This is a genomic window from Flagellimonas alginilytica (assembly GCF_042134605.1).
Lineage (GTDB): Bacteria > Bacteroidota > Bacteroidia > Flavobacteriales > Flavobacteriaceae > Flagellimonas > Flagellimonas alginolytica.
The window spans coordinates 1,210,192-1,221,371 of record NZ_CP169638.1 but is presented as its reverse complement, the minus strand read 5'-3'; the positions used below and the strand labels follow the sequence as shown (position 1 = coordinate 1,221,371).

The 11,180-nt window shown below is 41.9% G+C and carries 8 protein-coding genes; 4 read left to right on the top strand and 4 right to left on the bottom strand.

Annotation, left to right across the window (positions count from 1 at the left end; translation table 11 throughout):
• Positions 1-73: 73 nt before the first annotated feature.
• Genes ABTP35_RS05380 through panC form a run of 4 tightly spaced genes read right to left on the bottom strand, consistent with a single transcriptional unit; the run spans position 74 to position 3,422 of the window.
• Positions 74-1,216 carry an alpha/beta hydrolase-fold protein gene (locus ABTP35_RS05380; protein ID WP_293298602.1) on the bottom strand — a complete coding sequence of 381 codons (1,143 nt, stop codon included), beginning with the start codon at positions 1,214-1,216 and terminating at the stop codon, positions 74-76.
• A gap of 25 nt (positions 1,217-1,241) precedes the next feature.
• Positions 1,242-2,207, bottom strand: a complete 966-nt coding sequence (locus ABTP35_RS05375) for a lysylphosphatidylglycerol synthase transmembrane domain-containing protein (RefSeq protein WP_293298605.1) — start codon at positions 2,205-2,207, stop codon at positions 1,242-1,244.
• Positions 2,208-2,210: 3 nt separating this feature from the next.
• Positions 2,211-2,561, bottom strand: a complete 351-nt coding sequence (panD, locus tag ABTP35_RS05370; protein ID WP_224836202.1) for an aspartate 1-decarboxylase — start codon at positions 2,559-2,561, stop codon at positions 2,211-2,213.
• Between the two features lie 12 nt (positions 2,562-2,573).
• Entirely contained in the window at positions 2,574-3,422 is an 849-nt protein-coding gene (gene panC / locus ABTP35_RS05365) for a pantoate--beta-alanine ligase (RefSeq protein WP_252080791.1), read from the bottom strand.
• Between the two features lie 102 nt (positions 3,423-3,524).
• Between panC and ABTP35_RS05360 the strand changes: the two genes are divergently transcribed.
• The 4 genes from ABTP35_RS05360 (at position 3,525) to ABTP35_RS05345 (ending at position 11,109) form a co-directional block, all read left to right on the top strand.
• Positions 3,525-4,334, top strand: a complete 810-nt coding sequence (locus ABTP35_RS05360) for a glycogen/starch synthase (RefSeq protein ID WP_293298611.1) — start codon at positions 3,525-3,527, stop codon at positions 4,332-4,334.
• A gap of 5 nt (positions 4,335-4,339) precedes the next feature.
• Positions 4,340-6,169, top strand: coding sequence for a DUF4270 family protein (locus ABTP35_RS05355; RefSeq protein ID WP_293298614.1), 1,830 nt, complete (start codon positions 4,340-4,342; stop codon positions 6,167-6,169).
• A gap of 124 nt (positions 6,170-6,293) precedes the next feature.
• Complete coding sequence (gene glmS, locus ABTP35_RS05350) at positions 6,294-8,141, top strand: glutamine--fructose-6-phosphate transaminase (isomerizing) (protein ID WP_293298617.1); 1,848 nt, start codon at positions 6,294-6,296, stop codon at positions 8,139-8,141.
• 205 nt (positions 8,142-8,346) lie between these two features.
• Entirely contained in the window at positions 8,347-11,109 is a 2,763-nt protein-coding gene (locus ABTP35_RS05345; protein WP_293298621.1) for a TonB-dependent receptor domain-containing protein, read from the top strand.
• Positions 11,110-11,180 lie beyond the last annotated feature (71 nt).

Genomic DNA, 11,180 nt, shown 5'->3' with positions numbered 1-11,180 from the left:
TCTTGGAGTTGTATGATCGAGTACTCCAAGTGGTCAATACCCAATAAATCCAATAACCCAATAATCGATCAATTTAGTACCCAAAGTCTGCTTTCAGAGCATCTATCTTGTCCAGAGCCAAATCTTTGGTCAAAAAGTCGATTTCTTCCATTTGAAACGCCTTTTCAAATGCTTTAAATGCCTTTTTTGGCTCACCGATGAACTCATAGTGTTCTGCTTCAAAATAAAACCCCATCATGGTTTCTGGGAATTCTTTTTTGCATAGATCGGCCAATGGCTTTAAGGAATCGTAGTCTTGTTTTTTTAAGCAAGCGGCATAAATGGCCATAATATCGTTGAGTTCCACTTGTTTTTCAAACCCAAATAGATCTTCAATGGTGTTGTATCGGTTTTCCAAGTAGTCAAATACGGGCTCTTCGGAAGTAACAATCTCAGTTTTGTATTCCTCGGGGGTTATTGGTCTATATATTTTGAATACGTTATCGAATGCTTTGCTGATCCCGTAAGCTGCGATGGATTCGTGATCAGCCTCCTCGTATTCATCAAAAAAATAGTGCAACGATTCTTTTTTTATGGAATTGATGCTGTGGTTCATTTGCAGTATGCGCTGTCTGTCGTCCGATGGCGCCTTTTCTACAATTAGATTATAAAAAATAGTTTGGTCCAATGCGGACAAACGCTCGGGGACACGATTCTCCATTTCGGTTGCCAGTACCGGTGAGATACTCACAAAAGAGTTAAAGAATGAATTGTCCTTGAACAAATAAAAGTTGCCAAAATTCGCAGTGATATCGTACCCCACGAACATTTTAAAGGGGGCAATTTTATATGTAGTGGCCATGTAGGGAATTAATTCCGTTCCCAAAAACTCATAGAACATTTTACCTTTTTCGGTCGGTAATCCTGAGGCTTCATCATAATCGCAATCTTCCCATCTTAGATCGTTTTCTGCTTGGTGGATTCCAACCACGATGGCCTCGGGCATGCGGTCCAATCGACTTTGGAATTTAACGTTGGCAACAACCAAATCAAAAAGGTAGTCGGCATCGAGAACCACGATCAACGGATATGATTTTTCTTCGGTATAGTCTTCAGGAAAATAGTAGGAGACATCCCTTCGTTCTTGAAGTTTGAAGGATTCGAAAATCTCCTTTGTCACTTGAGCGCTTAGGTTAAAACAAGTGAAGCCTATCAATAGAAATAGACATTTTTTCATTGGTTAAGATTTAGGCGGCTGGGGCTTACCGATTTCTATTCAATAACGGTAATACAACAAAGGATATTGTGCCGAAAACAACCACCATAATAGTTTGGGCGATCCACATGATCCAGCCAAAGGCATCACCAGAAACAGAACTTATTCCATAAATGCCCAATGCGGCACTAACGGCGATAGGGTACAGGCCTATTCCGCCATTGGTTGTGGACATGGCGAAGGCTCCCGCGACAAAAGCGACCAATAGTTCGCCCAAGGATAACGGGATGGTTTCTTCCACAGTATATTTAATGACCCAGAACATGCCAAAATAGGCGGTCCAGATAAAAAGAGTATGAAGGATAAACGGCCATTTGTTCTTCATTTTAAAAACACTGAGCACTCCATCCTGCAGGCCGGATAGAAACTCTTTTAGCTTAAGGGCCAAAGGGGATTTTGATTTGCGAATTATGTACGACCCCAGGAACAGCCCTATTATACCTGCTAACAAAATAGTGATAGCGCCTACGAAATTGACTCCTTTTTCTTCTAAAAACCCAAGGATAAAATCGGTTTGGAGCACCAGAGTAACTAGAATGATGGTCAAGAGCATCAATAAATCGACTACTCTTTCAGTAACGATTGTACCGAAACCTTTTTCAAATGGAACTTTTTCGTAGGTGGTAAGTGCTGTTGCCCTCAATATTTCTCCTGAACGTGGTATTCCCAAGTTGGCAAAATAGGATATGAGGACAATAAATATGGTATTTGAGGTTTTTGGCCTGTAACCCATGGGTTCCAAGAGATATTTCCAGCGAATGGCACGGGAAATATGGCTCAGTATGCCTATAATTACGGAGATTACCACCCAGAATGGGCTTGCATTGGAAATGTAATGGATAATTTGATTGCGTTCTTCCGGTGTGGTGGAGTTGTAGGAGTACCAAACCAAGAAAAGCCCAAATCCAATGGGTACAAATATCTTAAGGAATTTTTTTAGGGATTTGCCCAAAATTTATTGGAGTAGATTGTTTTCCTCGTTCGGGAACACCAATGCTGGATTAAATGTTTTTGCTTCTTCGATATCCATCCAAGCGTAGGTAATTAGGATCAATACGTCGCCGACCGCCACTTTTCGGGCAGCGGCACCGTTCAATGTCAACTCACCGGAACCTCTTGGTCCGGGAATGGCATAAGTTTCCAATCGTTCGCCGTTGTTATTGTTCACGATCTGCACTTTCTCGCCTCTAATAATATTGGCGGCATCCATAAGATCTTCATCAATGGTAATGCTTCCTATATAATTTAGGTCTGCCCCGGTAACTTTTACTCGGTGAATTTTAGATTTTACGACTTCTACTTGCATGGTGCAAAAATATCAATTCAATCTTAGATTATCAATTAGGCGAACGCCATCCGCATAAACGGCAATGAACGCCCTATATTTTTGGTTGTCCTGAATTTTTAAAGCGGGTGTCAATGTGTTTTCATCGGCTATTTCAAAATACTCCAAATCGAACAAGGGTTGTTTTTCAAATTCAGAAGTGACCCAATCCGTAATATCTTTAACACTTTTCGTGCCAATTTTAGCTTTGGCAGTCTGTAAGGTTTTGTAAATGAAACTGGCCTGTTCGCGGGTTTCTTTAGAGAGCCTTTCGTTTCGGGAACTCATGGCAAGTCCATGGGGTTCCCTCTCAATGGCACATCCTACTATGGTATATGGGAGGTCTTTTGTTTCGGCCATTTTTCGGATTATCTGTAATTGCTGAAAATCTTTTTCTCCAAAATAGGCTTTGTTAGGTTCGGCAGTTCGCAGCAAAAGCTCCACAATAGTGCCGACACCGTCAAAATGTCCTGTTCTAAATTCGCCTTCCATTACTTTGTCCAACCCATCGAACTCGTAAGATTCGGATTTAAGGTTTCCGGCATAAATCTCATCTACCGTTGGTGCAAAAACAACTATGTTTTCAGATACTTCTTTTAAAAGGCTTACATCTTTTTGGAAAGTTCTCGGATATTTTTCCAAATCATCCTTTTTGTCGAATTGGGTGGGATTTACGAAAATGCTGACTATCACAAAATCATTTTCGGCCAAGGCTTTTTTTACCAACGAAATATGACCGGAGTGCAATGCGCCCATAGTGGGGACAAGACCAATGGTGCGGTCTTTTCTGCGCTCCTCCAAACTAAAGGCATTGAGTTCTTTTTTACGGTCGAAAATCTTCATATACAGGTACAAAAGGGTGCAAAAATACTACAAATACAGCTAATCAGCATAATTTTTGTACTTTTGCAGCTATGTTTTTCAGATAAACAAAAGAAAGCGTTTATGAATGGTAAAAAGGTATTGTTTGTATCTTCTGAATTAGTTCCCTACCTCCCAGAGAATCCTGTTTCCTTAATGTCTTACGAAGCACCTAGAATGGTGAACAGTAATGGTGGGCAAATACGGATATTTATGCCAAGGTATGGAAATATTAACGAAAGAAGGCATCAATTACATGAGGTAATACGTTTATCGGGGATGAACCTGGTGATCAACGACATGGATATGCCCTTGATCATTAAGGTGGCCTCCATACCAAAAGAACGGATTCAGGTCTACTTTATTGATAACGATGAGTATTTTAAAAGAAAGGCAACATTTGCAGATGCCGATGGGAATTTGTTCCCGGATAACGACGAACGCGCCATCTTTTTTGCCAAAGGTGTTGTGGAAACCGTAAAAAAATTGAACTGGTCTCCAGATATTATCCACGTTCATGGATGGATGGCCTCTATGGTGCCACTTTACCTCAGAAAATATTATGCTGATGAACCCTTGTTCGCCGATAGTAGAATTGTTACTTCCGTTTACGGCAAGGATTTTGAAGGTGAGCTGGATGCCGAAATGATCAACAAAATAGCTTTCGATGGTATTGATAAAGAGGAAGTTTCCGTTCTTGCCAAGCCCGAGTATAATAATTTGTTAAAGGTTGCCGTAGATCATTCCGATGCCGTTATTTTAGCCGCGGAGGATTTGTCCGAGGATTTAAAAAACCACATAGATAATCTTTCCGTACCAGTATTGCCTTATGTCCCGCTTCAAGAAGCAGAGGAGGCATACACAAATTTCTATAATACAGAGGTTCTAAAATAGTTTGAATGAGATTTTCCAAGATTACCAAAGTTGCGACACTTGTTGGAACTTTGTTTTTGCTGATCGCTTCGTGTGATGATGAAATAGACACCATTGGCGAAGGTGTTGTTGCAGGAGAACCCTTCAGTACGGGTAAAGTAGAGTACGATGTTTTTGCCTTTAATAAAGGCATAACTGCCGTGCAGACCAATAAATTGCCTTTGTACCAACTGGGTACATTCAATGACCCTGTATATGGACAAAGAAAAGCCAGCATAATTTCCCAACTTGCATTGTCCGCCGAAGCCCCAACCTTTGGAGACCTGAGGCAAGAGGTGGAGGATACGGCCGACTCGGACGATAATGCCACAACGGTAGAGGAAAACGAAACCGTGAAAGAAGTGTTTTTGACCATACCTTTTCAAACAGCCCCCTCGCCGGATTCTGATGGTGATGGTATTCCGGATGAACTGGAAAGTGGCGAGGATGCGGAAGACCCAAATTCTGATTACGATGGCGATGGTGTCACCGATAACCAGGAAAGAATCATTGGCTCCAATCCGTACGACCCAAACGAAGATGGCACCGCCGAAGGATTTGTTGCCAATATTTATCCCAATAGGTTTGATTTGGACAGTATATATGGCGATAGGACCCAAACTTTTGAATTGACAGTTTCCAAATCTAATTACTTCTTGCGCGATTTGGACCCGAATTCTAATTTTGAAGAAGCCCAGGAATATTACTCCAATCAGGATTTTTCGGCTTTTATTGGCGAAGAATTGTCAATCGAAGGTCAAAAAACGGTAACCATTGACGATATCGAAACCTTGGTTTTTGCCGAAGATGACCCCGATACGGCAGATGTAGATGAATCACAAACAGTTGTAGAGAGTAGAATTGCCCCAGGCATTCGAATTCCCCTAAACCCGGATTTTTTTCAACAGAACATTTTGGATAAAGAAGGTCAGCCTGAGTTGTTGAGGCAATCCAATTTTAGAAATTTTATAAGAGGTATCCACTTAGCGGGGTCCGATATGGAGCAACTTATGTTCTTGTTGGATTTGACCCAAGCCAACATCACTATTACCTACGAGTATAACGATTATGATGCCGAGACTGAGGAAGTTGTGGTCGCTGAGAAAGATTTTACACTTCGTCTGTTGGTAGCCAATACCAATGGTCAGATTACTGGAAATGCGGTTAACGTGTTCGAAAACGACATGCTTCCTTCACAAATTGAGAGCGCATTGAATTCCGAAGAGAATGCTTCTCGAATTTATGTAAAAGGAGGGGCCACTCTTGCCGAGGTTCGTTTGTTCGATGAAGTGGAAAACGGAGGCGCTACGATCATCAATGAAATCAAGCAGAACAATTGGATCATTAACGAGGCAAATTTGGTGTTCTACGTGGATCGCGAGACATTGGGAACTTCCGTGGTCGAACCGCCAAGGCTTTATCTGTACAACGCAGAAACCAATCTGCCTTTGTACAATATTGCCAACGAGGATGTAACGCCGAATTCTGGACCAAATTCGTTGCGATATTTTGCGAGCCACGACGGAGTGTTGCAGTCCAGCAACAATCAAGGTGTAAAATACACGGTTCGTATTACGGAGCACATCAATAATATAATCGTTAGGGATTCTGTAAACGCTAAATTGGGCTTGACCTTAACCCCGAACATTGCTTTAACCGCGGTTCAAGAAGCGCTCGGGAGCGACATGCAAGAGATAGATTATCCGGTTGGTGCCGCAATGAGCCCATTGGGAACTATACTTTATGGAAGTAATGTTGCACCAGAAGAAGAAGACCGAAAGCTAAAGCTTGAAATCTACTACACTAAGGCCAACTAACCTTGTATTTATCGTAGTTTTTTAAACGTTTGTCGTTTTAAAGAACCAGAACGGTATATTTTAACGTATACATTTTAAATTTGAGGACCAATCCCCCAGATGGTTATTAATTAAAAAAAATCTTATGTGTGGAATAGTCGGTTATATAGGTCATAGAGATGCCTATCCAATTATAATCAAAGGGTTACAGCGACTCGAATATAGAGGGTACGACAGTGCCGGTGTTTCTCTTTTCGATGGAGAAGACATCCATTTGGCCAAAACCAAGGGCAAAGTAGAGGATTTAAAAAACAAGGCGGAGACCACGATACCTCTAAAAGGTAAGTTGGGCTTGGGCCATACAAGATGGGCTACACACGGCGTGCCGAACGATGTAAACTCGCATCCCCATTATTCAAATTCTGGCGACTTGGTGATTATACACAATGGAATCATAGAAAACTACGAGTCCATTAAACAGGCTTTGATAAAAAGAGGGTATTCTTTTGAATCCGATACGGATACCGAAGTGCTCATCAATCTAATAGAAGAAGTTAAGAAAAAAGAAGGGGTTAAGCTGGGCAAAGCAGTGCAGATAGCATTGAATCAGGTTGTTGGAGCTTATGCCATTGCTGTTTTCGACAAGAACAAACCAGATGAGATCGTAGTGGCCAAGTTGGGAAGTCCACTTGCCATCGGCATAGGAGAGAACGAGTATTTTATTGCTTCGGATGCTTCACCATTTATAGAATTTACGAACAATGCCGTTTATTTGGAAGACGAAGAAATGGCCATTGTGCGTATCGGAAAGGAAATCAAACTCCGAAAAATAAAGGATGATGCCATTGCCTATCCCAATATTATGGAGTTGCAGCTCAATCTTGAAGAGATTGAGAAAGGAGGATACGATCACTTTATGCTCAAAGAAATTTATGAGCAGCCCAAGGCTATTATGGATACCTACAGAGGTCGTTTGTTGGCCGATAAGGGCATCATAAAAATGGCGGGGATCGATCAAAACCTTGAAAAATTCTTGAATGCAAACAGAATTATAATAGTTGCGTGCGGTACATCATGGCATGCAGGTCTGGTGGCCGAGTATATTTTTGAGGACATGGCACGAATTCCTGTGGAGGTCGAATACGCTTCGGAATTTAGGTACAGGAATCCCGTGATAACCGAAAACGATGTCCTTATTGCCATATCGCAGTCAGGTGAAACAGCCGATACGTTGGCAGCTATTAAATTGGCCAAAGAAAAAGGAGCTTTTGTGTTTGGTGTGTGCAACGTTGTAGGGTCTTCCATAGCAAGAGAAACACATGCCGGTGCCTACACCCATGCCGGACCGGAAATCGGGGTGGCATCGACCAAGGCGTTTACGACCCAAATTACGGTGTTGAGTTTGATCGCATTAAAACTGGCACAGGAAAAAGGAACACTTTCCCAGTCTAAATTTCATGAATATTTAACTGAATTGGAAGCGGTGCCCGCCAAAGTGGAAAAGGCCTTGTTGTCCAACCCCTTGGTAGAGGAAATTTCCGAAACGTACAAAGATTCGGCCAACTGCTTGTATTTGGGCAGGGGGTACAATTTTCCGGTAGCCTTGGAAGGAGCGCTTAAGCTAAAAGAAATCAGTTACATTCATGCAGAAGGTTATCCGGCAGCAGAAATGAAGCACGGCCCAATCGCTTTGATCGATGAACAAATGCCCGTAGTGGTTATAGCTACCAAAAAGGGACATTACGAAAAAGTGGTCAGCAATATTCAGGAAATCAAATCCAGAAAAGGAAGGATCATTGCTATTGTAACAGAAGGAGATCAATCGGTAAAGGAGCTGGCAGATCATGTCATCGAAGTGCCGGAGACATCGGAAAGTCTCTCCCCTCTGCTCACAACAATCCCATTGCAATTGTTATCCTATCATATTGCGGTAATGAGGGGCTGTAACGTAGATCAGCCAAGAAATTTGGCCAAATCGGTAACGGTAGAATAAATTTTTAAAACATATTTTTAGGAGAAAGGAGCCGATATGGGCTCCTTTTTTTGTTGAAAACGTAGATATGGATACTTTTTTTTGCCAAAAAAGTATTATGCATGCATAATTTTTTTCAAATTTGTATAATTGGAATAAAAAAAAATGTATCTTCCCATTTGATACAAACAAGCACATAAACTAAATTAACTCTAATCCATAGCAAATGAAAAAACTTATGTTTGTTTCCCTAATGCTGCTTGGTTTGGCCACCTACGGTCAAACTACGGTTCAGGGAAAAGTAGTTGATGAAAACAATGAACCCATACCAGGCGCCAACGTGGTTTTGGTGGGCAAAGCAGAAGGAACCACTACGGACTTTGATGGAAACTTTACATTTAATACTTCGGAAACACCCCCGTTCAAACTTCAATTTTCGAGTATAGGATTTTCAGATTTTACCACCGATGTAACATCTAACAACCAAACACTTTCCATTACGCTTTCGGCAGCCAATACAATGTTGGACGAAATCGTTATTTCTGCCTCGAGGACCCCGGAACGTATCTTCGAATCGCCGGTATCCGTAGAAAGATTCGGTCTAAAGGAAATTAAGAATACCACGGCAGAGTCGTTTTATGGGGGTCTCCAAAATTTAAAAGGGGTGGATATAAACACGAACAGTTTAACGTTCCAGTCCATTAACACCAGAGGTTTTGCCACTTTTGCCAATAACAGGTTTTTGCAATTGGTGGATGGCATGGACAATACAGCTCCCGGGCTCAACTTTGTTCTTGGTAACTTAGTGGGTATGTCCGAGTTGGATGTGCAAAGTGTAGAAATCCTTCCAGGGGCCTCTTCCGCACTTTATGGTGCAGGTGCCTTTAACGGTATTCTGTTTATGAGAAGTAAAAATCCTTTCGATTTTCAAGGAATCAGTGCTTATGCCAAGGCAGGGGTAACTACCCAAGATGCCGCCGGCAGTAATTTTTATAAGGATTTTGGAGTGCGTGCCGCCCACGCTTTTAGCGACAAGCTTGCGATAAAGGCGAACCTTTCGGTACTAACGGGCGAAGATTGGCATGCCAATAGTCGCGTAGATTTAAACAACCCAGGGGCCGATCGTTCCAATCCAGCTTACGACGGATTGAACGTTTATGGTGATGAGGTTTCTACCTTGTTGGATTTTGATGCCGCAGCTGGTTTCCCAACAGGAACGGTTGGAACTGCTTTGATATCAAGAACAGGGTATGATGAGGCGGATTTGGCCGACTACGGGGCAGAAAGTATAAAATCTGATTTTGCGTTGCACTACAGGCCGTTTGCGGATGATCTTGAAATAATTTTGAACAGTAGAATAGGTAGGGGGACAACCATCTATCAAGGGGCAAACCGTTACGCAGTATCAGGCTTTACCATGCAGCAGCATAAGTTGGAGATCAAAAACGACAACTTCTTTATCCGAGGATATATCGTATCCGAGAACTCCGGGGATGCGTACGACACGCGTTTTGCGGCAATCAATGTGAATAGGGCTTGGAAATCCGATACTCAATGGTTTACAGATTATGCCGGGGCTTATATTCCTACTTATCTAGGAGGGATTCAAGGAGCAGGACTTACTCCTGAACAGGCTTCGGCCCAAGCACATATTGCTGGTAGGCAAGCTGCCGACCAAGGGCGATTAATTCCAGGCACACCTGCGTTCCAAAGTGCTTTTAATACAGTTGTAAATGATGGTGACTTGACGACCGGTGCCAAGTTTATCGATAAGACCAAATTCCGTCACGTAAATGGTAACTATAACCTGGCTCATTTAATTGATGATTGGGCAGATGTTCAAATAGGAGGTTCGTTTAGGGAATATGAACTGAACTCCAACGGAACCATTTTTACCGATATCGATGGACCCATTAAGTACAACGAATATGGTGCTTATCTTCAAGTGCAAAAGAAGTTTTTGGACGATCGTCTAAAATTCACAGGGTCTGCACGTTACGATAAAAATGAGTTTTTTGATGGTTTCCTTTCACCAAGGGTTTCTTTTGCCTACACGTTGGGAGAGGAGCGTAACCATAACCTTAGGGTTTCCGTGCAACAAGGTTTTAGAAATCCGACAACACAGGATTTGTTTATTGGTTTAAATGCGGGTCGTGCCATTTTGGTAGGTTCTGCACCAGCTAATTTGGATAGGGATGTGCGTACCTTTAATATAAGTCAAAAAGCTCAAGATGATTTGGGTCAACCAGCTACCGTAGAAATTGTTGGTCGGGCAGCCTACGAAAACGCTTATTCAACTAGCTCATTGCAAGCAGGTGCTCCTGAGGCAGTTAATACGCCGCTTGTTAAGCCTGAAGAAATTACTGCTTACGAAGCAGGTTATCGGGGACAAGTGGGCAGGTTTACCATTGATTTAAGCGGATATTACAATAGCTATTCCGATTTCTTGGCCAACACAACTACAGCTGTACCTTTTTATGGCGAAGCAGGTGATGGTGGTCTTTCCCTCTTGGCTATACAGAATGGAGATTACCAAGTATATCAAACATATACCAACTCAGAGGCCGATATAAATTCTTATGGCGCTACTCTTGGGGTAGATACCAAAATAGGAAACTTTGATCTTGGCGTAAACTATACATTCGCTGAATTGGATATAGATGAAGGGAAATATCCTGACTTAAGAACAAACTTTAACACTCCAAAGCATAAGGTGAAAGCTTCATTTGGAAATTCGGAGTTGTTCAAAAACTTTGGATTCAATGTAAACTACAGGTGGAGCGATAGCTATTTCTGGGAAGCATCATTTGCCGATGGTGATATTCCTGCGTTTACCGTACTGGATGCACAGCTCAATTATTCCGTACCATCTCTAAAATCTGTCTTTAAAGTAGGTGGTTCCAATATTTTGGGAGATGAATATTACACGGCGATCGGTACTGGTTTTGTAGGTTCTATATATTATCTGTCCTGGACCATAAACCCTTAAACCGCAGTAAAAAAGAAAAAGTAAAGGCGTTGGGTTTTCCAACGCCTTTTTTCTTTAAAAAAAACTGAAAA